Annotated in this window: 23 protein-coding genes; 8 read left to right on the forward strand and 15 right to left on the reverse strand. The window is 64.1% G+C overall.

Annotated elements, in window-relative coordinates; translation table 11 throughout:
- Nucleotides 1–16: 16 nt before the first annotated feature.
- The gene (locus tag BI327_RS09365) at nt 17–442 is read right to left on the reverse strand and encodes a DUF3574 domain-containing protein (protein ID WP_076859866.1); all 426 of its coding nucleotides are present in this window, start codon (nt 440–442) and stop codon (nt 17–19) included.
- A gap of 296 nt (nt 443–738) precedes the next feature.
- On the opposite strand from BI327_RS09365, the gene BI327_RS09370 reads away from it, so the two are divergent.
- A complete protein-coding gene (locus tag BI327_RS09370) occupies nt 739–1791 on the forward strand; it encodes an AraC family transcriptional regulator (RefSeq protein ID WP_143271565.1) in 1053 nt (350 codons plus the stop codon).
- Nucleotides 1792–1874: 83 nt separating this feature from the next.
- Here the strand turns inward: BI327_RS09370 and BI327_RS09375 are convergent, their stop codons facing one another.
- Nucleotides 1875–2159 carry a hypothetical protein gene (locus BI327_RS09375; protein ID WP_076859868.1) on the reverse strand — a complete coding sequence of 95 codons (285 nt, stop codon included), beginning with the start codon at nt 2157–2159 and terminating at the stop codon, nt 1875–1877.
- Nucleotides 2160–2893: 734 nt separating this feature from the next.
- Here BI327_RS09375 and BI327_RS09380 point away from each other — a divergent pair.
- The 4 genes from BI327_RS09380 to BI327_RS09395 all read left to right on the forward strand — a co-directional run bounded on the left by BI327_RS09380 (nt 2894) and on the right by BI327_RS09395 (nt 6077).
- Nucleotides 2894–3046, forward strand: coding sequence for a DUF1127 domain-containing protein (locus BI327_RS09380; RefSeq protein WP_016846063.1), 153 nt, complete (start codon nt 2894–2896; stop codon nt 3044–3046).
- 110 nt (nt 3047–3156) lie between these two features.
- Nucleotides 3157–4590 (forward strand): methylenetetrahydrofolate--tRNA-(uracil(54)-C(5))-methyltransferase (FADH(2)-oxidizing) TrmFO, encoded by a 1434-nt coding sequence (gene trmFO, locus BI327_RS09385; RefSeq protein WP_076859870.1) that lies wholly within the window; start codon nt 3157–3159, stop codon nt 4588–4590.
- Between the two features lie 5 nt (nt 4591–4595).
- The gene (locus tag BI327_RS09390) at nt 4596–5699 is read left to right on the forward strand and encodes a serine/threonine protein kinase (protein WP_076859872.1); all 1104 of its coding nucleotides are present in this window, start codon (nt 4596–4598) and stop codon (nt 5697–5699) included.
- 93 nt (nt 5700–5792) lie between these two features.
- Nucleotides 5793–6077, forward strand: coding sequence for a DUF1488 family protein (locus BI327_RS09395; RefSeq protein ID WP_074126131.1), 285 nt, complete (start codon nt 5793–5795; stop codon nt 6075–6077).
- Here the strand turns inward: BI327_RS09395 and BI327_RS09400 are convergent.
- From BI327_RS09400 to yajC, 5 genes are read right to left on the reverse strand one after another with little or no spacing between them, the layout of a single operon-like run.
- Nucleotides 6074–6937, reverse strand: coding sequence for a phytoene/squalene synthase family protein (locus BI327_RS09400; protein WP_076859875.1), 864 nt, complete (start codon nt 6935–6937; stop codon nt 6074–6076). The two genes, BI327_RS09395 and BI327_RS09400, sit on opposite strands and share 4 nt — an antisense overlap.
- Nucleotides 6934–7317, reverse strand: coding sequence for an Mth938-like domain-containing protein (locus BI327_RS09405; RefSeq protein WP_076859877.1), 384 nt, complete (start codon nt 7315–7317; stop codon nt 6934–6936). The genes BI327_RS09400 and BI327_RS09405 overlap by 4 nt, the downstream gene beginning before the upstream one ends.
- Before the next feature lie 5 nt (nt 7318–7322).
- Nucleotides 7323–8351, reverse strand: coding sequence for a protein translocase subunit SecF (gene secF / locus BI327_RS09410; protein WP_076859878.1), 1029 nt, complete (start codon nt 8349–8351; stop codon nt 7323–7325).
- Between the two features lie 10 nt (nt 8352–8361).
- Nucleotides 8362–9963: a protein translocase subunit SecD gene (secD, locus tag BI327_RS09415; RefSeq protein ID WP_076859880.1), complete on the reverse strand. Its 1602-nt coding sequence runs from the start codon at nt 9961–9963 to the stop codon at nt 8362–8364.
- Between the two features lie 41 nt (nt 9964–10004).
- Complete coding sequence (yajC, locus tag BI327_RS09420) at nt 10005–10361, reverse strand: preprotein translocase subunit YajC (protein WP_021081225.1); 357 nt, start codon at nt 10359–10361, stop codon at nt 10005–10007.
- Nucleotides 10362–10551: 190 nt separating this feature from the next.
- Here yajC and BI327_RS09425 point away from each other — a divergent pair, with 190 nt between their 5' ends.
- Complete coding sequence (locus BI327_RS09425; RefSeq protein ID WP_076859882.1) at nt 10552–11547, forward strand: ATP-binding protein; 996 nt, start codon at nt 10552–10554, stop codon at nt 11545–11547.
- An 874-nt stretch (nt 11548–12421) separates the two neighbouring features.
- Nucleotides 12422–14047, forward strand: coding sequence for a porin (locus tag BI327_RS09435; RefSeq protein WP_076859885.1), 1626 nt, complete (start codon nt 12422–12424; stop codon nt 14045–14047).
- Between the two features lie 85 nt (nt 14048–14132).
- Here the strand turns inward: BI327_RS09435 and BI327_RS09440 are convergent, their stop codons facing one another.
- Both BI327_RS09440 and BI327_RS09445 read right to left on the reverse strand, forming a co-directional pair.
- Nucleotides 14133–15521: a LysM peptidoglycan-binding domain-containing M23 family metallopeptidase gene (locus BI327_RS09440; protein WP_076859887.1), complete on the reverse strand. Its 1389-nt coding sequence runs from the start codon at nt 15519–15521 to the stop codon at nt 14133–14135.
- A gap of 110 nt (nt 15522–15631) precedes the next feature.
- The gene (locus tag BI327_RS09445) at nt 15632–16288 is read right to left on the reverse strand and encodes a protein-L-isoaspartate(D-aspartate) O-methyltransferase (RefSeq protein WP_076860708.1); all 657 of its coding nucleotides are present in this window, start codon (nt 16286–16288) and stop codon (nt 15632–15634) included.
- 376 nt (nt 16289–16664) lie between these two features.
- On the opposite strand from BI327_RS09445, the gene BI327_RS09450 reads away from it, so the two are divergent.
- Nucleotides 16665–17042, forward strand: a complete 378-nt coding sequence (locus BI327_RS09450; RefSeq protein WP_076859889.1) for a response regulator — start codon at nt 16665–16667, stop codon at nt 17040–17042.
- 132 nt (nt 17043–17174) lie between these two features.
- Here the strand turns inward: BI327_RS09450 and surE are convergent, their stop codons facing one another.
- From surE to BI327_RS09480, 6 genes are all read right to left on the reverse strand, one after another.
- A complete protein-coding gene (surE, locus tag BI327_RS09455; RefSeq protein ID WP_076859890.1) occupies nt 17175–17942 on the reverse strand; it encodes a 5'/3'-nucleotidase SurE in 768 nt (255 codons plus the stop codon).
- A gap of 79 nt (nt 17943–18021) precedes the next feature.
- Entirely contained in the window at nt 18022–19053 is a 1032-nt protein-coding gene (locus BI327_RS09460) for a hypothetical protein (RefSeq protein ID WP_076859892.1), read from the reverse strand.
- A gap of 16 nt (nt 19054–19069) precedes the next feature.
- Nucleotides 19070–20401 (reverse strand): serine--tRNA ligase, encoded by a 1332-nt coding sequence (gene serS / locus BI327_RS09465; RefSeq protein WP_076859894.1) that lies wholly within the window; start codon nt 20399–20401, stop codon nt 19070–19072.
- A 198-nt stretch (nt 20402–20599) separates the two neighbouring features.
- Nucleotides 20600–21397 carry a twin-arginine translocase subunit TatC gene (tatC, locus tag BI327_RS09470; protein ID WP_076859896.1) on the reverse strand — a complete coding sequence of 266 codons (798 nt, stop codon included), beginning with the start codon at nt 21395–21397 and terminating at the stop codon, nt 20600–20602.
- Nucleotides 21394–21894: a Sec-independent protein translocase protein TatB gene (gene tatB, locus BI327_RS09475; RefSeq protein WP_076859898.1), complete on the reverse strand. Its 501-nt coding sequence runs from the start codon at nt 21892–21894 to the stop codon at nt 21394–21396. The genes tatC and tatB overlap by 4 nt, the downstream gene beginning before the upstream one ends.
- Before the next feature lie 158 nt (nt 21895–22052).
- Nucleotides 22053–22286, reverse strand: a complete 234-nt coding sequence (locus BI327_RS09480) for a twin-arginine translocase TatA/TatE family subunit (RefSeq protein ID WP_028332136.1) — start codon at nt 22284–22286, stop codon at nt 22053–22055.
- Between the last annotated feature and the right edge of the window lie 135 nt (nt 22287–22421).

Below are 22421 nucleotides of genomic sequence, written 5' to 3' on the forward strand. Positions count from 1 at the left end.
CGGTTACCGCGAGCGGTCAGAACGACGCGCAAGTGGTCGAGAGCGTGAGGCCAACCGACTGTTGATGAAAGCGCTGCCTGTACGCGGCGCCGATCTGCGTCAAGCGTGCCAAGGTCTCCGGGGTCTCGGCAGCGATGATGCGCACGACAAAGGACTGCTCGCGTGTGATCCGGCCCGTGTCCGGGTCGCGCCACTGGCCGGAAGCCCTGAGCAGGGTCAAGCCATCTGGAAAGCGCGGTGTCACCTCCTTCAGAAGGAAGTCCGACCACTGGGCATCCGATACGCGGCCATGTCCGGCGATACGACGTCCGAACAACAGTTCGGCCTGCATCATCGACTTGCCGTTGATCAGCTGGCAGGAAGTTGCCGCGCCTTCGGCGCTGGACGTGTGACTTCCCGCAACGAGGACAAGCCACGCTGCAGCCTGGATCAGTGCGCGCATGAAGTTCGGACTGTGAGCTTTGTCACTCCGGCCACGATGCCCGTGGCAAGCCTGAGGTCGCCGGGCGCGATATCGGCACGCAAAAGAACTGCTAAAATCACCCTTTGTCCTTCTGCGAGCGGGCCAATCTTGCGCTACAGCGTTTAGTGACTTGTCCGCCCGCCGGCTTGGACAGGCGCGACAGCACATTGGATGAAAACGACTTGGCGGGTCGGTATTTCGCTTTGACAGGGCCGGGTCATTGGCTAGAAGCCCCGCGTCGCGTGCGTTCGTTGCCGCCGAACCGGGTCGCCCTGGTGAACCAGACGCAGCAATCCGGCGACATCTGTTGCGACAGCCTGAGTTTCCCCATGACCTCCCCTGCCAACGACGTTGCAGTTTCCCGGTTTTCCCTGGAAGATTTTGCCGAGCAGGACCGTATGGCCGCATGGCGTGATCTATACGGCCGGCTGGTGCTGAAGGCCGACCTCGCGCCACTGCCGGATCATTCCTTGCATGCGGACGTGACCGTGCGGATGCTGCCCGGGCTATCCATCACGTCGGCCAGCATGTCGGCGTTTCGCTACGAGCGGGGTGCCGAACAGTTGGCGGATGGCAACGACGGGCTTGTCCTGGTGATGGGTTCGCACGATGCCATGATGGTGCAGCGTGGATGTGAGGTCACGTGGCGCGCCGGTGATGCGCTGTTGGTCAGCTCGGCGGATCCGGTCGCGATGGTCTGCCCCGCCCCGGCGAAGATTCTGTGCCTTCACGTTCCACGGCCGGCGCTGGCACCGCTGGTGAGCAGCGTCGATTCCTCCGTGATGCAGCCTATTGCGCGCTCCACCGAAGCGCTGAAATTGCTGGTGAGCTATGTTGGGGCTCTGCAGGATGATTATGCGCTTGCCACGCCTCAGCTACAGCACCACGTGGCCTCGCATGTGCACGATCTGATCGCTGTGGCGCTCGGCGCAACGAGAGATGCCGCGGCTGTTGCCGATGGGCGGGGTGTCCTCGCAGCGCGGCTGCGTGCCATCAAAGCCGATATCATCGACCATCTCAATCACGGCAACCTCACGGTTGCGGCCGTAGCGCGGCGGCACGGCGTCACCCCGCGCCAAGTGCAACGGATGTTTGAAGGCGACGGGACCACATTTTCACAATTCGTGCTTGGGCGCCGTCTCGCACGAGCGCATCGATTGCTCGTCAATCCGCGCTACGCCGATCGGCCTGTGAGCGCGGTCGCCTTTGAGGTTGGTTTCGGCGACGTGTCCTATTTCAACCGCACCTTTCGCCGGCAATACGGAGCGCCCCCCTCGGACGTGCGTGAATCGGCGCGAAGAGAGCTGATCGCGAACAGTGGTTCCTGATTCAATCCGGGCCGCTCGCGCTCCCACCAAATCAAAGGGCCGATCGCCCCAGGCGACCGGCCCCTATCGTCATCGACAATAGCTTACTTCGCCATGCTGGCTTCAGCAGCCTTGCTGAGGTGCGCGCCGCATGCGCCCCACTTGTTGTTCAGCATCGCGTCCTGGGCGAGCGAGACTTCCTTCTCGGCCCCGAATTTGACCTCATTGTCAGCCATAGCTTCGACCGCGGCTTCGGTCTTGCCGAGATTGGCACCGCTGCAGCCGAGGCCCGCATGATGGCGATGAGCGGCCTGCGCGGGGGCGACAGCAAAAGCAACGGCAGCCACAGTCGCTGCTGCGATCAATGTTTTAATCATGGGATGATCCATCTCTTGTTCTTGGACAGATCCCAGCGTGATTGCGGAATCTGCAGAACAATTATTCGCTTGTTCCCGGCGCTGTTCAGAATGAACTTCACGCGATACGAATGTGATCAGCGCTGCGCGCGGATCGCGCATGCGTTGCATAGTGTTTTGATTACATGTCGGTAAGGAAGCGCTGCCGCATTTGGTCTGCCGCGGGCGTTCACTTCAACTGAACAGCATTTCCGGTAATCAGCAGAGCGTTCCACGCGACGTCCTGATCGCGACGGAAACTTCTTCAGGCACAGGACCGAATTACCTTTCACGTCAATGCGACTGATTGACGCTCACCTCATAGGGTGTCAGCGCCGGAATGAACTGAACTAATAATCACTTCTATTGCCAAAAGTTTGCATGCGAATCACGCATGGAGCACATCGTGGTGATCAGGGTCGCAAGTGGGCATTCCGGCTTGAATAAACGGTCCGTAATTACCACATGGTCAGGACCACAAGGTTCGTAGAATTCTTCTCAAGCATCTGATCTATATATCATTTTGTCAAAGCGGACTGTCTCTGCGGAACTTCCGTCTGCGGGCCTGATCCCGATGCGGCAAACGGTTAATCGAAACTTACCGCCGCCATGCGTTTTGAGCTTAGCTGCATCGCAACATTGGAACTACCGCACTGCACTATATCATCTATATTCACTTCAACGATGAGGCTTTGGAAAAGCTGAATCTGAACTACTAGGAGACTACCATGTTGCTCTCGCTCATCCGCATGATCCAGGCTTTCCGGGATTATCAGCGCAATGTCAGCGAACTGTCCCAGCTCAGCGATCGCGAACTGGCCGATATCGGCCTCGACCGCTCGGACATTCCGCGCGTTGCCGCCGGTACCTACAACGGCTAATCGGCCGCAAGCCATCTGCTGAACGGATAACGCCCGCTTCCACAGCGGGCGTTGTCGTTTTTGGTGCGGTTTCAGATGCATATGGGATCGAAACGCGCTAACGCTGCGCGATGACACCGCATCAATCCTCTTCCCAACCCGTGCACATCGTGGGCGCGGGGCTCGCCGGCTCGGAAGCCGCCTGGCAGGTCGCCAATGCCGGCGTCCGCGCCGTGCTGCATGAAATGCGCCCGCACCGGATGACCGAAGCGCACCGGACCGAGGGCTGCGCCGAACTGGTCTGCTCGAATTCCTTCCGCTCCGACGACGCCGCCAACAACGCGGTCGGGCTGCTGCACGCCGAGATGCGGCGGCTGGGCTCGCTCATCATGCGCTCGGCCGATGCCAACCAGGTGCCCGCCGGCGGCGCGCTGGCGGTCGACCGCGACGGCTTCTCCGCCGCCGTCACCAGGGCGCTCAACGAACACCCGCTGATCGAGATCAGCCGCGAGGAAGTCGCAGGGCTGCCGCCGGCCGACTGGAGCAACGTCATCGTCGCAACCGGTCCCCTCACCTCGGCGCCGCTCGCCGACGCGATCAGGCAGCTGACCGACGAGAACGCGCTGGCGTTCTTCGATGCGATCGCGCCGATCGTGCACAAGGATTCCATCGATATGTCGGTGGCCTGGTTTCAGTCGCGCTACGACAAGGTCGGCCCCGGCGGCACCGGCGCCGACTACATCAACTGCCCGATGACGAAGGAGCAATATGACGCCTTCGTCGCGGCGCTGCTCGACGGCGAAAAGGTCGACTTCAAGGATTGGGAGACCAACACGCCCTATTTCGACGGCTGCCTGCCGGTCGAGGTGATGGCCGAACGCGGTCACGAGACGCTGCGCCACGGGCCGATGAAGCCGGTCGGATTGACCAATCCGCACAATCCTACCGTGAAGCCATACGCGATCGTCCAGCTGCGGCAGGACAACAAGCTCGGCACGCTCTACAACATCGTCGGCTTCCAGACCAAGCTGAAGCATGGCGCGCAGCAGCGCGTATTCCGCACCATCCCGGGCCTTGAGAACGCCGAGTTCGCCCGCCTCGGCGGCCTGCATCGCAATACCTTCCTCAATTCGCCAAAGCTGCTCGACGCGCAGTTGCGCCTGCGCGCACAGCCGCGGCTGCGCTTCGCCGGCCAGATGACCGGCTGCGAGGGTTACGTCGAATCGGCCAGCGTCGGCCTGATCGCCGGCCTCTGCGCCGCCGCCGACATGCGCGGCACCGCGCTGACGCCACCGCCGGCCACCACCGCGCTCGGCGCGCTGCTCGGCCACATCACCGGCGGCCATATCGAAACGATCGAAGCCGGTTCGCGCTCGTTCCAGCCGATGAACATCAATTTCGGTCTGTTCCCGCCGCTGGCCAGTGCACCGACCAAGAAGCCGGACGGCTCGCGGCTGCGCGGCAACGAGAAGACCGTCGCCAAGAAGCAGGCGCTCAGCGCGCGAGCGCTCGCCGATCTCGACCACTGGATCGCAGAACATCTGCGCGTTGCGGCAGCGGCCTGACAGTCATGAGCTTGCCGAAAGACGACGACGCCACCCTGTCGGCGCGATGGAATCAGGGCGTCCTGCTCAAGCGCGACGTGTTCTCGACCGTCGAGCGCGGCCGCTTCCGCACCGATGACGGCGAGGTCGACGGCGTGCTGCGCCGGCTCGATCAGGTGCCGTTCTGGTCGTTCGGATTGGCGCTGCATCTGTTCTCGCGCGAACGCCGCGCGCTGACCCTGGCGCGCGACCTCGACGTCGGGCCGAAGCTGTTGTGGGCGGGCCGGCGCGCGCTGGTGCGCGGCTTCATCGATGGCGCGGCGCTGCATCTGGCGAAGCCGCACGGCGACGTCGCCTATTTCCGTTCCGCCAAGGCCGCGTTGCGCAAACTGCATCGCGCCGGCATCTGCCACAACGACCTCGCCAAGGAGCAGAACTGGCTGGTCGGCCGCGACGGCCGCGCCTATCTCACCGACTTCCAGCTCGCCGCCTGCTTCAAGAGCCGAAGCCGGCTGTTCCGCATCGCGGCCTATGAGGATCTGCGCCACCTTCTCAAGCACAAGCGCAGCTACGCACCGGAGGCGCTGACGCCGATGGAGCGCAAGGTGCTCGCGAAGAAGTCGGCGGCCGCCAGCATCTGGCTCAAGACCGGCAAGAAGGTCTACCAGGCGATCACGCGCGGCATCTTCAATTTCACCGACCGCGAGGGCGGCGGCCGCCGCCTGGTCAACGACGCTCCGGTGCTGGTCGATCTGATCCGCAGGAATCCCGACGTGCGCGACACCGCGATCGTCGCCTTCGCCGACCGCCGCGTCGGCGTCGGGCTTTATGCATTTGTCGAAGCGGACCAGTCCGCGCTGGAGAAGACGCTGCGCAACGAGCTTGCCGCGGCCAAGGGCGTCAAGCCGCCGGAGCACATCCAGATCGTGCACGCCTTGCCGCGCGATGCGGCCGGCAAGCCGCGCACCGAAATCCTGCAGCTCGTTGCGATGAACCAGATCGACCTGATCGAGCCGATGATGCGCAGCGACGCCGATCGCGAGTTCCTCAAGGACATCCTCGAGCAACGCAAGAATCTGCGCGATCGCTTCAATTTTGAAGTGGCCGAGATGGATCGGCCCGCCGGCTGATTTGCGCGCATCTTGCTGCGCGCGTGACCCTCGACAAATTCGGCGCAAACCCCCACTGTTGCCAAGGGCTAGCGCGCTCAAGGGACAAGTTTAATGCCACTCACCCGCGGCCGTATCGGGGGATATGATTCCGAACGACTGGCGTTCGGATTCACCATGATGCACGGCGACCAGGAAGTTGAATGCCAGATCAGCGACGCCGCAATGGACGAACTGGCCGGCACGCGTGGAACAGCGAGCATGGCGCGGCAGGCGCAATTCGTCGCGTTGCGCGATGCGGTCGAGCAGATTGCATCCGACATTTATGACAGCGGCCCGATGGTCAAGGGCGTAACGGTCCGGATCTTCACCAAGCACATCTCGAAGGAGCCGAGCTAGCTACCGAACTCTTCGGTGCGCGCGGCTCGCCACAACGTCCAGAGCGCGCGCAGGCGTGACACCGGTTTCGGCAGGAACGGATCGTTATCGGCCCTCCTCGCCCGGTTCAGCTCGCGCCTGACATGAGCGAGCGGCAGGAAGATCGGCCGCACGCCGGACGGCACATCGGCAAGCAGCCCGAATGCGGTCTTGAGATGGCCTTGGGCCTCGTCCGCAAGCTGATCGATCGCAGCGCGGATATTCGGCGTCGGCTTGCCGGCAAACACCTCATCCTTGCTGCTGCCGTGCTGTTGCAACAGCTGTAACGGCAGGAACAGCTGCTGCCGCGAGGCGTCGCGGCCAAGCGTCGCGATGACCTGCGCCATGCCCTGGGCAAGGCCCGCATGACGGGCCAGGTGATCGATCGCCTCCGATGGCCGCGCCACCACGCGCGTGGCCTGCGAGAACAGCGCCGCCGCGGTGGCGTCGAGATAGCCCTCGAGCGCGGCCAGCGTCGGCATCGGGTCGTTGTAGAGATCGAACTGATGCTCCTCGACCAGCTGCGAGAACGGCGACACCGGCAGGCGGTGATTGCGGATCGCATAAAGCAGTTCCGCCGCGACCGGATTGCCCTCGACGCCGCCGCGCCCCGTGCCCGCCAGCATGTCGGTCCACCATTGCAGCCGCATCTCGCCGGGCAGCGGCTGGCTGACCTGTTCGTGCACGCGCGAGACCTCGATATTGAAGGCATACATCGCGAGCAATGCCCGGCGTTCCGGCGCCGGCAGGAACAGGGTCGACGCGTAGCGCACGAAGTCGTGGGTCCGCACCAGATCGGCGCAGAAGGCCGCCCCGTCCTTCGGCGCCTCCGTCGCGCTCATGGCACCGCGATCAGCGCCGCCGCGACGCGCCGCCGCTCACCCAGCATGATGTTGTAGGTGCGGATCGCGGGGCCGGTCTGCATCGGGTCGAGCACCACCCGCACCGCGCGCAGGGCCTCGCGCAGGCCCTTCGGCGGCACCCAAACCTCGGTGCCGCTGCCGACGATCAGCGTGTCGATCGCATTGGCGGCCGCGAACACCTTTTGCAGCGTGTATTCGTCGATGTCCTGCGGCCTGGTCACCGGCCAGGCCCAGATCGCGTCAGGCAGGCACAGCAGCGAGCCGCGGTGCGACATATCGGCAAACGCGAAGCCGCCCTTGCCGTAGGCCTCGATCGGCGCCGACCTCGGAAGATGGGGAGCGTCCGAGGAGTTGCTCATGTCAGCTACTTCTTGGCTGCCGCCGCGTCCGGCTTCTTTTCCGACGCGTCCTGCGCCTCACCCCGCGTGGTGTGAACGCCGAGATAGATCAGGATCGGCGCGGCGATGAAGATCGACGTGTAGGTGCCGACCAGCACGACGCCGAACATCATCACGGCGGTGAAGCTGTGGATCGCCTGGCCGCCGAACAGCAGCAGCGCGAGCAACGCCAGCGTCACCGTGACGTGGGTGATGATCGAGCGCGACAGCGTCGAGTTGATCGATTCGTTGAGGAGCTGCGGCATCGGCATCTTCTTGTAGCGTCGCAACATCTCGCGGATGCGGTCGTAGATGACGACGGTGTCGTTGAGCGAGTAGCCGAGAATGGTCAGCAGCGCCGCGATGCTGGTGAGGTCGAAATCGACCTGGGTGATCGACATGAAGCCGATCGTCAGCACAATGTCGTGGACGTTGGCGATCATGGCGCCGAGCGCGAACTGCCACTCGAACCGGAACCAGAGATAGATCAGGATGCCGACGATCGCGAGCATCAGGCCGAGCATGCCGAACGCGAGCAGCTCGCCGGAGACGCGCGGCCCGACCACCTCGACGCGGCGGTAGTCGACGGAGTCGCCGAGCGCGCCGCGGACCTTGCCCACGGCCTCCTGCTGCGCGGCATCGCCGCCGGGTTGTTCGGCGACGCGGATCAGGACTTCGGCCGGCCCACCGAATTGCTGCAACTGGACCTCGCCGAGCCCGAGACCGTTCAAGGTCGTGCGCATCGCGGCAATGTCGGCGGAGCCCGACTTGGCCCGGACTTCCAATAGCGTACCGCCCTTGAAGTCGATGCCGAAATTCAGGCCGTGGGTGAAGAACAGCGTGATGGCGAGGATCGAAAGCAGCGCGGAGATCGGGAAGCTGATGCGGCGAAAGCGCGTGAAGTCGAAATGCGTATCGTCGGGCACAATGCGCAGCGACGGCATCAGGCCGAGCGCCGCGACCACGGTCAGGACGGCGATCAGGATGCCAAGGCCAATGAGAACGATATGGGTCACGAGAGGCCTCTCAGATCGGCACGGTTTGCGGCCGCTTCCACCGCACCCATGCCGCGACGATCAGGCGCGTCAGGGTAAAGGCGGTGAACACCGTGGTGATGATGCCGATGCCGAGCGTCACGGCGAAGCCGCGGACCGGGCCGGTGCCGATGTAGAACAGCACGGCGGCAGCGATGAAGGTGGTGATGTTGGAGTCGAGGATGGTCGCCAGCGCCCGCTTGAACCCGGCGTCGATCGCCGAGATCGCGTTGCGGCCGCCGCGCAGTTCCTCACGGATGCGCTCGTAGATCAGCACGTTGGAGTCGACCGCGATGCCGACGGTCAGCACGATGCCGGCGATGCCGGGCAAGGTCAGCGTGGCGTTGAGCAGCGACAGCAGCCCGAAGATCATGGCGACGTTGATGGTCACGGCGATGTTGGCGAACACGCCGAACAGCCGATAGGTGATCAGCATGAACACGATGACCAGGATCGAGCCGACATAGGCCGCGAGCTCGCCCTTCTCGATCGAGTCCTGTCCGAGGCCGGGACCGACGGTTCGCTCCTCGATCACGGTCAGCGGCGCCGGCAACGCACCGGCGCGCATCAGGATCGCCAGATCGTTGGCCGACTGCACGGTGAAGCTGCCGGAGATCTGGCCCTGTCCGCCGGTGATCGGCTCACGAATGACGGGTGCGGAGATCACCTTGTTGTCGAGCACGATCGCAAACGGCTGGCCGACATTCTCGGCGGTCGCCTGGGCGAATTTACGCGCGCCCGATGTATTGAACTTGAAGCTGACGATCGCCTCGCCGGTGCGCTGGTCGAAGCCGGGCTGGGCATCGGAGAGTTCGCCTCCGGACACCAGGACCTGCTTCTTCACGACATACGGAACCGGTGGCGGCGACGCACTCATCAGCAGCTCGGAGTCCGGCGGCAAGCGGCCCTGCTGGGCCTGGTCCGGCGACACTGACGTGTCGACCATCCGGAATTCCATCTTCGCCGTCTTGCCGAGCAGTTCCTTGAGGCGGGTCGGGTCCTGCAGGCCCGGCACCTGGACCAGGATGCGGTCCGTGCCCTGCCGCTGGATCACCGGCTCGACCGTGCCGAGCTCGTTGACGCGCCGTTCGACGATCTGGATCGATTGCTCGATGGTCTGCCGGATGCGCTCGGTGACCGCAGCCTGCGGGACCGACAGGCGGATCAGGCCGCCGCCGGCATCCGAAACCTCGAGGCTGCGCTGGCCGCTCGAGCCAAGCAGGCCGCCGAGCGGCTGCGACAGCTCACGGAGCTTCGACAACGCCGTCGCCAAGTCGCCTTCCTTGGAGATGCGAACTTCCACCGCGTCGTTGCGGACGTTGAGGCCGGTGTAGACGATCTTGGCCTCACGAAGCACCTTACGGGTGTCGTCGCGGATCTGGTCGAGCTTCTCCTTCTTCACATAGTTGGAGTCGACCTCGAGCAGCAGATACGAGCCGCCCTGCAAGTCGAGGCCGAGCACGAGGCGCCGCTGCGCCCAGGCCGGCCAGGTCTTCACCTGCGCCTCGGGGAAGAAATTGGGCACGGCGCACAGGCAGACCACCAGCGCTGTCAGGATGATCCCCAGCGCTCGCCACCGCGTGAAATACAACATCGAATTGACCTGTCAGATTCGGCAAAAGGCTTCCGCGGCGATCAGCTCGCGGACGCCTCGTCCTTGGCGTCGCCCTTCGCCGGCTCACCCTTGGTCCGCACGCCCGAGATCATCTGGCGCATCTGCCGCACGCGCACCCCGTCCGAGATCTCGAACTCGATCTGGTCGTCGTCGACCACCTTGGTCACCTTGCCGACGAGGCCGCCCGAGGTCACCACAGTGTCGCCGCGGCGGATGTTCTTCACGAGGTCGGCGTGATCGCGCACCTTCTTCTGCTGCGGGCGCAGAATCAGGAAGTACATGATGACGAAGATCAGCGCGAATGGCAGCAGCGACATCAACATGCTGTTGGTGTCACCACTTGCTCCAGCCTGAGCAAACGCAGGAGTAATCAGCATTCGGACGATCCTCGGATAAGACGGGAAAGAACCGGCAGCGCCCTCGGATTCGAGGCGGTATGGCGGTCCGGACAAATTCGCGCGGACTATAGCGGCCGCGGTCCCAATTGCAACGTTAACGGACCTTCATTTAGGGCGCTTGCGGGACCGCCGCCAGCCCGATAAGGCTGCGCCGTCAGGAACTGGACAAATGCCGAAAAAAGCCAAGAAATCCACTGGTAAAACGACCAGTAAAACAAGCAGCAAAACTGCCCCCAAAGCTGCCGCCAAGCGCGCCGCAAACGCCGCGACAAAACGCCCGGAAACGGCGCTCGATGGTGCGGCCGCCGAGCGGATCGCGAACGCCCTGGAGGCCATTGCCAGCCGCCTCGCGGACGCCTCCCCGGCTCCCGATCCGGCCGAGACGTTCGGCGCCGCGGACGCCTTCGTCTGGCATCCGGACGGACGCCTCGCCCCGGTGCCGCGCGTCAGCCGCGTCGAGATCAGCCTGCTCAAGGGCGTCGACCGGATGCGCGATATCCTGATGGAGAATACCGAGCGCTTCGCCGACGGCCTGCCCGCCAACAACGCGCTGCTCTGGGGCGCCCGCGGCATGGGCAAGTCGTCGCTGGTCAAGGCCACCCATGCCAGCATCAATGTCGACCGCAAGCCGGCCGACCGGCTCAAGCTGATCGAGATCCACCGCGAGGACATCGAGAGCCTGCCCGGCCTGATGGAGCTGCTGCGCGGCTCCTCCTTCCGCTTCATCGTGTTCTGCGACGACCTCTCCTTCGACGGCAACGATGCCTCCTACAAATCGCTGAAGGCGGTGCTGGAAGGCGGCATCGAGGGCCGCCCCGACAACGTCATCCTCTATGCGACCTCGAACCGTCGGCATCTGTTGGCGCGCGAGATGATCGAGAACGAACGCTCGACTGCGATCAATCCGGGCGAGGCGGTCGAGGAGAAGGTGTCGCTGTCGGATCGCTTCGGGCTCTGGCTCGGCTTCCACCGCTGCAGCCAGGACGAATACCTCGCAATGGTGAAAGGCTATTGCGACCACTATGGCATCAAGATCGCCGACGACGAACTCGAACGCGAGGCGCTCGAATGGTCGACCACCCGCGGCTCGCGGTCGGGCCGCGTCGCCTGGCAGTACACGCAGGAGCTCGCGGGCCGGCTCGGCGTACGGCTGAGCGGGAAATAATCTCGAATCAGCTTCGAGCAATCTCGCAGGCGCCCTTCTGAATTCGGCTCGGCATGAGTACACTGTGGTCATGCCGGCCGATCCAAGCGCCACTGCGAGACAATGCGGCGAGTGTACAGCTTGCTGCGACGGCTGGCTGAGAATCCGGATTCGCGATCACGACGTCTATCCCGGGCATCCGTGCCGGTTCAGTTGCGCGGGCAAATGCACGATCTACGACGAGCGCCCGGTCGACCCTTGCCGGAATTTCGTCTGCGGCTGGCTTGCGCCGACGAGCCCGCTACCTGACTGGATGCGTCCGGACAAATCCAATCTCATCTTTCTTCCCGCGAGCTTCACCTGGCGGACGATTGCAGTGGATGTCGCAGTCGCCGTTGGGGCGCGCCCGAAGGCGAAGGCACGCGCGTGGATCGAGGCCTTCAGCCGGGACGCACGACGCCCCCTCCTGCTCCAATCGGATGGGGAATGGCACGCACACGGACCACCCGCATTCCTGCGTGACATGGTCGAGCGTCTCGCCGGCGGCCGCGACCCGCTGCGGTAATATAAAACCGTAATATTGGCATCCAATATGCCAAATATCGCTACTCTTTCCGCGATGCGGTAATAGTACGTCAGCAGACGTGCCTTATTTTTTCACCCAAATTATCTATTTAGATTCAAGCCAATCCGTTGGACATGCGAATTATTCCGAACTCGGCATGCGACAATTTGATGCAGTGCAATAGTATTATGGTACCATTAATGTCACAGCGCAGCTTTTCTTGACGGTACCCGCTTCCGCTACGTGTATTTGGCATTTGGTATACATTAACGTTTCCTCACTTTGCAGCGCTCGGCACCCTGCCGAGGCGATTGGCAAGGGGGGAAACAGATGAAGAAGGCACTTCTCGCTGGAACGGCATACACCGCGATCTGCCTCGCGCTCGGGCAGCAGCCGGTGCAGGCAGCAACACTCGATGACGTGATGGCGCGTCTCGACGCACTCGAGCGCAACAACGCGAAACTCGCCAAGGAGAACGCGCAACTCAGGGATCGCGTGAATCACATCGCTAGCCATCCGGCCGAGCCCGCTTCGACAGCCTCGCCGCCAAAGGGAAACCCGGTGCAGCACGCCTCTGTCGCGCCTTCCCCGAAGCAGCCGCCGGAGCGTCCCATCGTCAGCATCGGCGGCGCGCCGCTCTACAGCAAGGCGCCGGGTGGCAACGCCTTCGTCGACAACACGACCGTCACGCTCTACGGCCACGTGGATCTGTCGGGTGACCTCTTCAACCCCGGCGTGTTCGATCAAGGCACCAAGACCGGAGTGGCGAGCAACCTCACCTTTTTCGGCATTCACGCGCGCCATGATCTTGAACCGTATGGCTACGCCGGGTGGGCCGCCGTCGCGCAGTTTGAATCGCTCGTCGAGGCCGCCGCAGTTCCGACCGAACGCGCCGCGTTTGGAACGCGCGACAGCTTCATCGGGATGCAAACGCCGTGGGGCACCATCAAGGCCGGCAAATCAGATACGCCCTACAAGAAATCCACATCGAAGTTCGATCCGTTCTCGGCGACGCTCGGCGACTACAACTCGATCATGGGCAACACCGGCGGCGACCTGCGCGCCGAGTTCGATTGGCGCGCAGCGCATGCGGTCTGGTACGAATCGCCGGTCTGGAACGGCTTCCAGGCAACCTTGATGGCCTCGCCGGGACAGAACACCTCACGCGACAACAGCGATTTCGCGCTCGGCGACTTCAACTGCCCCGGCACGTCCGCACGCGGCAGCGGCAGCGGCTTCCCGCTGACGTCGGCGCCGGAAGGCTGCACCGACGGCTCCTACGGCAATCTCTACAGCGCATCACTGACCTACAACCAGGGACCGTTCACGGCGGTCGCAGCCTACGAGATGCATGAGGGCACCAACCGTACCGGCGACGAGGCCGTCACGCCGCTGAGCAATGGCGGCGTCTTGATCGTGCCGCCGGGGGCCGTCGGTATTGCAAATGAATGGGCCGCGAAGATCGGTGCCGGCTATCGCTTCGACGACGGCATCGGCAAGCTGCAACTCTACGGCATCTACGAGGTCATGCGGCGCGAGAACACCGTGGCCGACTTCAACGAGCGGTCGCGCGACGGTTACTTCATAAGTGCCACTCAGAGTATCGGCGCCTGGGATGTCAGCGGGTCATGGGCGCACGCGAACGCCTCACCCGGCTCGCCCGGGACAGGCGTGTTCAACAACTACACCGTCACTCCGGCAGCAGGATCGGCCGACTTTGCCCTCAACACGTTGGACAGCAGCGCCGATCAGTATGCAGCGGGCGTCAAGTACCATTTCAGCCCGGTGGTGGCCTGGTATCTCGTCGGCAGTTACCTGCGCAACGGCCCCGGCGCACATTACTGCCTTGGCGTGAGCGGTCACGGCTATGGCGTATGCGGTCGCGACGCCAACAACAACGTGGTCGCAGGCAACAAGGCAAGCGCCGTCACGACCGGCATGACGTTCGACTTCTAGATCAAGCAAAACGGGGGAGGCTTGCGCCTCCCCCGCTGTCTTTGTTGTGAGACTTGGAAGTCCCTTGGAAGTCCGGACGCGTAACTTACGCGCCGTTGAGGAACTGGAGCGGATCGACCGGAGACGATCCCTTGCGAATTTCGAAGTGGAGCTGCGGCGAGCCCGCCTCGCCTGACTGGCCCGACTTGGCAATCACCTGGCCGCGCTTGATGGTGTCGCCCCGCTTCACCAGGATCTCGCTCGCATGGGCGTAGGCGGTGACGTAGCCGTTGGAGTGGCGCACCAGCACGAGGTTGCCGTAGCCCTTCAGCTCATTGCCGGAGTAAGCGACGACGCCATCTTCGGCAGCTTTCACCGGCGTGCCTTCAGGGACTGCGACGTTGATGCCGTCATTGACCTTGCCGTTGGTCTTCGAGCCGTAGGCGGTGATGACCTTGCCGCGTACCGGCCAGCGGAAGGTCGGCAGCGCACTGGTGGTCTCGGCCGGCTTGGCCGCTTGTGTCTCCACGACCGCTGCCGGCTGTTCGACACTGGCGGTCGGCTGGACCAACCGGGCACTCTGCTGCGGCAGCGCGCTGGCGACGACCTTCGGGGCCGCCACGGCCGGCGCCGGAGCAACAGCAGCGACCGGGGCCGCAGCCATAGGCTGCGCAACGGGCGCAGGAGCCGCCATCGCGGTCTTGGCGCCGGGCACGACGAGCTTCATGCCGAGGCTCAAACGAGCCGACTGGTCGAGATTGTTGGCGCGGGCGAGCTCGGCCACCGGGATATGGTGCTGGCGCGCGATGCTGTGCAGCGTGTCACCGCGATTGACGTAGTGGACGCCGGCAGGCGCTGCGGCCGCCACGGCGACAGGCCGCGCGGCCGGGGCGGCCATCGCAGGCGCCGCGGCAACGGCCCCCGGACGCGGAATGATCAGCTGCTGGCCCGGCGACAGCGCGCGCGGTCCCTTGTAGCCGTTGGCGCGCAGGATCTCGGCGGTCGACACGTTGTAGCGGCGCGCCAGTACTTCCAGCGTGTCGCTGGTGCCGACGATGATCGTGGTGCCGGCGTGCCCGGCATGGGCCGCTGCGACCGAATGCGGAACACTGCCGGTGGCTTCGATCTGCGGGCGCGCGGGCGGCGGCGTGTAGGACGACATCCCGCGCCCGCCGCCGGAGACGCCGGCGTTCGCATTGGCGACCGGATAGGACTGCGGCGCTGCGGCGACCGGCGGCGGCAACGGCTGCGACTGATACTGCGAATACTGCGGCTGCGTTCGCGGCCGCGCGTATTGCGGCAGCTCGCGCGGCTGCGGCGCCTGCACGGTGCCGGTCGGCTGCGGATCAAACGCAAACGGATTTTGCGAGTAGGAGTTTTGCGAGAAGCGCGACGACATATCGGCGCTGCAACCGGCAAAAGCCATGGACATCAGCGTCAGCACCGCAACCTGCGGTACGCGACGCGAGCGAAGCAACTCAACAACCCCAGACATGGTTACTCACTCGTACGCAACAAAAGACTGTTTTGAGTAAACACGTACCGAGTAAATAACCGCTTAACCCTGGGAATAAGGCGTTGGCGCCAAGCAGCAAATCGCCGAATTTACAATTCGCGCGCGATTCCCGGCAGCGCCGGCACGAAGCGGACGTCGACCAATTCCTTGCGGTCGAAACCGTTCTCCGTCCGTACCATGCGGATCAGGGTCTGGGTGCCCTGGTGCGGTCCGACCGGGGCGATCAGGACGCCATCAGGCTCGAGCCGCTCCAGCAGCTTCTCCGGGATCTGCTCCATCGCCGCGGTGACGATGATGCGGTCAAAATCGCCCGCGCCCGGTGGGATATCGAAGCCGTCTCCGAGCAGCACCTCGACGTTGTAATAGCCCAACTTCTCGAGGCGCTTGCGGGCGCCGTCGGCCAGCGTCCGGTAACGCTCGATGGTCAGGACCTGCTTGCACAGGCGGGACAGCACGGCGGCCTGGTAACCCGAGCCGGTGCCGATCTCGAGCACGCGGTGATCCCTTTGCAAATGCAGCTGCTCGGTCATGTAGGCCACCACGAAGGGCTGGCTGATGGTCTGTCCGCAGGCGATCGCGAGCGCACTGTCGCGATAGGCGTAGTTGCGATCGCGGGGATCGACGAACAGCTCGCGCGGCACCTCCTCCATGGTGCGCAACACCGCCTGATCGCTCACCCCTCGCCGCCGCAGGGTGAGCTGAAACATCATCTTCTCGGTCGGATCGGGCTTCAGGGCCATGTTCATCAGCGTCTCTGGGCAGCAGCGCGGAATCTTGCTCCAGCTTGATGCCATTGAAATCCGAAATACCGCGTTAAGGAAAAATTTCCCGTCGCGTTTGTTCCCGGCCAGGAACCATAGCCGGATTTCACCTTGGCGCCGGCCCGGCCGCTCCACATATAACCAGTCATGACCCGCGGTCAGTGCCTGGGCGGTGCGAACCGGGGCTCTCGCCGAGCCGCCACCGATGGTTGGCTGCTGAGCGAATCTTGCCCAACATGTCAGTCAAGGCGATCCCGGCGAACGCTGTTGCGCGCTGGAAAGGGACGAATTCCCAAACGTTTGCATTGCGCCTCGAAGTGTTATTTGCGAGCCTTATTCAGGGACGGGCAAGGATTCCATCATGACAGCGATACGGCCGGCGGGCTGTTCAGTTTTCCTCGTGGAGGACGAGGTCATGATCCGGATGATGGTCGCCGATATGCTGGAGGAGCTCGGCCACAGCGTCGCGGCCGAGGCCGGCGAAATCGGTGAGGCGGTCAAGCTCGCCCAATCGACCGAATTCGACCTCGCGATCCTCGACGTCAACGTCAACGGCAAGGTGATCACCCCGGTCGCTGAGCTGATCAACGCCCGCAACCGCCCCTTCATCTTCGCGACCGGTTACGGCTCGTCCGGCCTGCCGCCGGAATATCGCGACCGTCCGGCGCTGCAAAAACCCTTCCAGCTGGAAACGCTGGCCCAGATGATCTCCAGCGCGATGAAGAGTGCGCCGGTCTGATCGTCAGATATTGCGCGTAGCCGCGTAGCCCGGATGAACGAAGCGATATCCCGGACTACTGCTCGCGCTGCCCCCGGATATCGCGGAGCCTGTCATCGGGCGCGCGTTCGCGCGACCGGGTGGCTACGAAGATCATTTCAGCGTATCGATCAGCGTTTCCGAAAACACTTCATCGGTGCGGTCGAGCCGCAGCGGCGTCACCGAGACGTACCGTGCGGCCAGCGCCGCAAGATCGGTGCCTTCGGCCGGCGTATCCATCATCGCCGCGCGCTCGAAGCCGATCCAGAAATACGGATTGCCGCGGCCGTCGTGCCGGCGATCGATCTTCAGAAAACCCTGATTGCGCTTGCCCTGCCGCGTGATCCTGATGCCCTTGACGTCATCGGGCATGCAGGACGGGAAGTTGACGTTGATGACGGTGTTCCTCGGCACGCCCGCGCCGATCACCTTGCGGATGATGTCGGGCCCGAATTTCAGCGCGGTGTCCCACAGCGGCGCGTTGCGCGTCTCGATCGAAAATTCCTGCGACAGTGCAAATGACGGGAAGCCGAGGATGGTGCCTTCCAGCGCACCGGCGATGGTGCCGGAATAGACCACGTCCTCGGCGACGTTGCGGCCCTTGTTGACGCCGCTCAGCACGAGATCCGGCAGCTTGTCTCCGAGAATGTGGCGCGCGCCCATGATGACGCAATCGGTCGGCGTACCGCGCACCGCGAAGTGACGCGGGCTGACTTCACGCAGACGCAGTGGATCGTTGAGCGACAGCGAATGCGAGACGCCGGACTGATCGAGTTCGGGGGCGACGATCCAGACGTCATCGGACAATGCGCGCGCGATCTGCTCGACGACCTGCAGGCCTGGCGCGTGGATGCCGTCATCATTGGTGCAGAGAATTCGCATCCGTCAAAGTGCCTTCTGTTCCGATTCGACGCGGGCCTATCGAGCTACGGCGTCTTGAGTTGATTGCCGTCTTAACCGGCTAGGACCGCGGAGGCAAACCCGGCGAAGGCCCGTGCCATCGCGCCGACGTCACGCGCCACGGACGCACAAATCGGCCGCTGCCGGCAATCTTGCGCTCGAACACCGGCCAGGCCGGTTTGGCCGGCTGCCGAACAACCGTGATCAGAGGCGCCGGCCGCGGCACCTCGGTTTTTTTGACCGGTGTGGCCTGACGCACCTCGGCCCTCACAACCCGCGACATGACAGCTTCTGACCTGGGGGGCTCGGGCTTTGCAGGTTCGGGCTTGGCAGGTTCGGGCTTCAGAGCCGCAGGCTTGAAAACCGCAACCTCGGGAGCTTCGACCTTGGGCGGCTCAGCCCGCCGAGCTTCAGGCCTGCGCGCCTCAGGAGCATTTGGTGCGGTTTGGCGAATCTCAGGCTCAGGAGGCTTCGGAAGCTCCGGTTTGGACAGCTCGGATCTGATGGGATCGGTCTTGATGAGATCGGTCTTGGCGGGCGCAATCGTGACAGGCTCAGTCGGAGCTGCAAACGCGAGGGGTTCAGGCTTGGGCGGCTCGGGGGCGACCGAAGCCGCCTCTGGAAGCTCGGGCGCGACGCGGTCGACCTTCGAAGGCTCGAGATCGGGCGGCTCGGGTCTGGGCGGTGCCGCTGCGGGAATCTCGGCCGGATCTGCGCCCGGCGCCGGTGCAGCCGATTTCGATTTCAGCCTGGCCAGCAGCTCCTCGATCGAGGGCACCGATGTCGCGTCGAGCGGCGCACGCGGCGCGGCCGGCGGCGGCGTCCGCACCGGAGGCGCCGGCGGCGCGAGTGCCGATGGTGGCAGGTCGGCCGGCGCCAATTGGGCGAACTTGCCGCGCGCGATCTCGAGCGCCTTGTCGAAGTCGGGCCTGTCGATCCAGGCCTTCGTCTGCACCTCGGTCACGCGCGCCTCCCACAGGCGCGCGGCCTCGATGTCGTAATAGCCCATCTGCTTCTGATTGATCAGTTGCAGGCCGTGACCCGTGACGGCCCATTGTCGACCAAGCCAGTGGATGTCACGGTGCAGCGGCATCACACTGGCCCTCGCCTCACATGCCGTGCTCGATGACCTTGAGCCCGCCCATATAGGGCTGCAGCACATCGGGCACCGCGATCGAACCGTCCTGCTGCTGGTAGGTCTCCATCACAGCGATCAGGGCGCGCCCGACCGCCGTGCCGGAGCCGTTCAGCGTATGCACGAAGCGCGGCTTGCCGTCGGGGCCGCGGGAGCGCGCGTCCATGCGGCGGGCCTGGAAATCGCCGCACACCGAGCAGCTCGAAATCTCGCGATAGGCGCCGCCGTCGCCCTGCCCCGGCATCCAAACCTCGATGTCGTAGGTCTTCTGCGCCGAGAAGCCCATGTCGCCGGCGCACAGCGTCATCACGCGATAATGCAGGTCGAGTTTTTGCAGGACCTGCTCGGCGCAGGACAGCATGCGCTCGAGCTCGTCCTTGCTGGCTTCCGGCGTCGTGATCGACACCAGCTCGACTTTTGTAAATTGGTGCTGGCGGATCATGCCGCGGGTGTCACGTCCCGCGGCGCCCGCCTCGGCGCGGAAGCACGGCGTCAGCGCGGTGAGCCGCATCGGCAGCTCCTTCTCGTCGAGGATGGATTCGCGCGCGAGGTTGGTCAGCGACACTTCCGCGGTCGGGATCAGGCCGAGGCGCTCGCTGCGCAGATCGGCATTCGGCGTCGAGAGCAACTCACCCTTGATCGCCCAGAACTGGTCGTCCTCGAACTTCGGCAATTGCCCGGTGCCGAACATCACGGCGTCGCGCACCAGCAGCGGCGGATTGATCTCGGTGTAGCCGTGCTCGCCAGTGTGCAAATCGAGCATGAATTGCCCGATCGCACGCTCGAGCCGCGCCAGCCCCTTCTTCAGCACGACGAAGCGCGCGCCCGACAGTTTCGCCGCCGCCTCGAAATCCATGTAGCCGAGCGCGGTGCCGAGATCGTCGTGCAGCTTCGGTGCAAAGCCGTAGTCGCGCTTCTTGCCATAGACGTGGTGCTGAACGTTGCCGTGCTCGTCGGTGCCGTCGGGCACCTCGTCGAGCGGCAGATTGGGAATCGACGACAGCTCCTTGGTCAGCTCGTCATCAGCGGTCTTCGCGGCAAGCTCGAGCTCCGGCATCGTCGTCTTGAGCTCGGCGACCTCGGCCATCAGCTTGGCCGCGCGCGCCTCGTCCTTTGCCTTCTTGGCGTCGCCGATCTCCTTGGAGGCCGCATTGCGCCGCGCCTGGGCCTGCTCGGACGCCAGGATCGCGGCGCGCCGTTTCTCGTCGATCGCCAAGAGCGACGGCGACAGGGGCCCAAGTCCGCGGCGTTTCAGGCCGGCGTCGAAGGCTGTCGGGTTGTCGCGGATGGCTTTGATGTCGTGCATGGTGGTCCTGATGGCGGGCTTGCAGATAACGTCGTACGTCAACGCTTGCGTTGCATGTTTCCACTACCACGACCGTCATCACCCGCGAAAGCGGGTGATCCGGTATTCCAGAGACGTCAATGTGTGACGGAGGGGGCCCAGCGTCCTGGATACCCCGCTCTCGCGGGGTATGGCACTGGATGGGTGACCGAGACGGCCCTACTCGGCCGGGTTGGTCGCCCCGGACGAGGCGCTCGACGTCGCGGCCTTCTTCTCCACAATGCGGACCGCGATGATCGCGCCCTCGTAGAGCGCGAGCAGCGGGACCGCGAGCGAGGCCTGGCTGAGCACGTCGGGCGGCGTCAGCACCGCGGCGATGATGAAGGCGATCACGATGAAGTAGCGCCGCTTCTCCCGCAGCATCTTCGAGGTGACGATGCCGATGCGGCCGAGCAGCGTCAGGATCACCGGCAGCTGGAACGCGATGCCGAAGGCGAAGATCAGCGACATCATCAGCGAGAGATACTCGCCGACCTTGGGCAGCAGCTGGATCTGCGCGGTCTCCGCGCCGCCGGCCTGCTGCATGCCGAGCGAGAACCGCACCAGCATCGGCAGCACGACGAAATAGACCAGCGCCGCGCCCATCACGAAAAACACCGGGGTCGCGACCAGGTACGGCAGGAAGGCGTTGCGCTCATGCCGGTAGAGGCCGGGCGCGACGAATTTGTAGATTTGCGTCGCGACGATCGGAAACGAGATGAAGCCCGCGCCGAACAGCGCAAGCTTCAGCTGGGTGATGAAATATTCCAGCAGTGCGGTGTAGATGAACTTGGAATTCTCAGGTCCCGCGATCCAGACGAAGGGCCAGACCAGCACGTTGTAGATCTGCTTGGCGAAGAAGAAGCAGATGATGAACGCCACGCCGAAGCCGAGCAGCGCCTTGATCAGCCGCGAGCGCAGCTCGATCAGGTGATCCATCAAGGGGGCCTTTGAGGCCTCGATGTCTTCGTCGCTCATGACGCCCTCACGTCCTTGAGCACGTCGGGCTGTGCCTCCGTCGCGTCCTGCGGCTGAGGCTCCGGCTTCACCTCTGCGGTGATCGCCAGCGGTTCGTTGGTGGCCGCATGCGCCTCAGCCTCGACGAAGGTTTCCGGCGTCGGCTCGGCCGGAGTCGTGGGGGTCACCGGGGCGTCGATCGCGGAGGCGACCTGCGCATCGACCGGCTTGTCGATTTGCAGGGCGTCGCTGACGTCCTTTTGCAGCGAGGTCATGATGTTGCCGCTGGTGATGCCGGTCGCGGCTTCCCTGACCTCGTCAAAGCTCTTCTTGAGGTCGGCCATCTCGGCCTCGCGCATGGCTTCCTGGAACTGGCCCTGGAATTCGGAGGCCATCTTGCGGGCCTTGCCCATCCATTGCCCGACCATCCGCAGCACGCCCGGCAGTTCTTTCGGGCCGATGGCGATCAGCGCGACGACCGCGATGACGACCAGTTCACTCCACCCGATATCGAACATGGATTCTTCCGCCTACGCGCCGCCATCGGCCCCACCGCTCCCAACAGGATGTGGGGCTGCCGGCGTCTTTTCTCAATCGGCGTCCATAGCGCGTCTGTGCGACGGCGTCACCGTTTCGCGCAAAGAAAAACGTCGAAATATGTGTCAGTACAAGCGCGTTAGACGGCCTTGCTGCCGACGTCCTGGCGCGCGGCCGACGGCGCCGCATTGTGATCGATCGACTTGGTGGGCTCGGTCTTCTCCGCAACCTTGTCGTCGTCCTGCATGCCCTTCTTGAACGCCTTGATACCCTGGGCGACGTCACCCATCAGGTCCGAAATCTTGCCGCGTCCGAACAGCAGCAGGACCACTGCGATCACGACGATCCAGTGCCAAATGCTCAACGAACCCATCCTGCAACCCTCCAGAAATGGCCGGCGGACCGGCCTGAACATGGCCGGAAGTTAGGCCCGCGGGGTGTCAAAAACAAGGACCTCTGCCGCGGCAAATCGCTGTCGCGGCTACGTAATATTGCTAGGCTTAACCGG

The organism is Bradyrhizobium mercantei (genome assembly GCF_001982635.1).
Classification (GTDB): domain Bacteria; phylum Pseudomonadota; class Alphaproteobacteria; order Rhizobiales; family Xanthobacteraceae; genus Bradyrhizobium; species Bradyrhizobium mercantei.

Excerpts from the sequence above, each read along its gene's own strand:
- BI327_RS09460 (WP_076859892.1), bottom strand. The coding sequence starts at position 19,053 with ATGCCGCTGCACCGTGACATCCACTGGCTTGGTCGACAATGGGCCGTC.
- BI327_RS09395 (WP_074126131.1), top strand. The coding sequence starts at position 5,793 with ATGCCACTCACCCGCGGCCGTATCGGGGGATATGATTCCGAACGACTG.
- BI327_RS09375 (WP_076859868.1), bottom strand. The coding sequence starts at position 2,159 with ATGGATCATCCCATGATTAAAACATTGATCGCAGCAGCGACTGTGGCT.
- BI327_RS09435 (WP_076859885.1), top strand. The coding sequence starts at position 12,422 with ATGAAGAAGGCACTTCTCGCTGGAACGGCATACACCGCGATCTGCCTC.
- surE (WP_076859890.1), bottom strand. The coding sequence starts at position 17,942 with ATGCGAATTCTCTGCACCAATGATGACGGCATCCACGCGCCAGGCCTG.
- BI327_RS09480 (WP_028332136.1), bottom strand. The coding sequence starts at position 22,286 with ATGGGTTCGTTGAGCATTTGGCACTGGATCGTCGTGATCGCAGTGGTC.
- trmFO (WP_076859870.1), top strand. The coding sequence starts at position 3,157 with ATGACACCGCATCAATCCTCTTCCCAACCCGTGCACATCGTGGGCGCG.
- serS (WP_076859894.1), bottom strand. The coding sequence starts at position 20,401 with ATGCACGACATCAAAGCCATCCGCGACAACCCGACAGCCTTCGACGCC.
- tatC (WP_076859896.1), bottom strand. The coding sequence starts at position 21,397 with ATGAGCGACGAAGACATCGAGGCCTCAAAGGCCCCCTTGATGGATCAC.
- BI327_RS09440 (WP_076859887.1), bottom strand. The coding sequence starts at position 15,521 with ATGTCTGGGGTTGTTGAGTTGCTTCGCTCGCGTCGCGTACCGCAGGTT.
- BI327_RS09390 (WP_076859872.1), top strand. The coding sequence starts at position 4,596 with ATGAGCTTGCCGAAAGACGACGACGCCACCCTGTCGGCGCGATGGAAT.
- BI327_RS09445 (WP_076860708.1), bottom strand. The coding sequence starts at position 16,288 with ATGAACATGGCCCTGAAGCCCGATCCGACCGAGAAGATGATGTTTCAG.
- BI327_RS09365 (WP_076859866.1), bottom strand. The coding sequence starts at position 442 with ATGCGCGCACTGATCCAGGCTGCAGCGTGGCTTGTCCTCGTTGCGGGA.
- yajC (WP_021081225.1), bottom strand. The coding sequence starts at position 10,361 with ATGCTGATTACTCCTGCGTTTGCTCAGGCTGGAGCAAGTGGTGACACC.
- BI327_RS09425 (WP_076859882.1), top strand. The coding sequence starts at position 10,552 with ATGCCGAAAAAAGCCAAGAAATCCACTGGTAAAACGACCAGTAAAACA.
- tatB (WP_076859898.1), bottom strand. The coding sequence starts at position 21,894 with ATGTTCGATATCGGGTGGAGTGAACTGGTCGTCATCGCGGTCGTCGCG.
- BI327_RS09400 (WP_076859875.1), bottom strand. The coding sequence starts at position 6,937 with ATGAGCGCGACGGAGGCGCCGAAGGACGGGGCGGCCTTCTGCGCCGAT.
- BI327_RS09405 (WP_076859877.1), bottom strand. The coding sequence starts at position 7,317 with ATGAGCAACTCCTCGGACGCTCCCCATCTTCCGAGGTCGGCGCCGATC.
- secD (WP_076859880.1), bottom strand. The coding sequence starts at position 9,963 with ATGTTGTATTTCACGCGGTGGCGAGCGCTGGGGATCATCCTGACAGCG.
- BI327_RS09450 (WP_076859889.1), top strand. The coding sequence starts at position 16,665 with ATGACAGCGATACGGCCGGCGGGCTGTTCAGTTTTCCTCGTGGAGGAC.
- BI327_RS09380 (WP_016846063.1), top strand. The coding sequence starts at position 2,894 with ATGTTGCTCTCGCTCATCCGCATGATCCAGGCTTTCCGGGATTATCAG.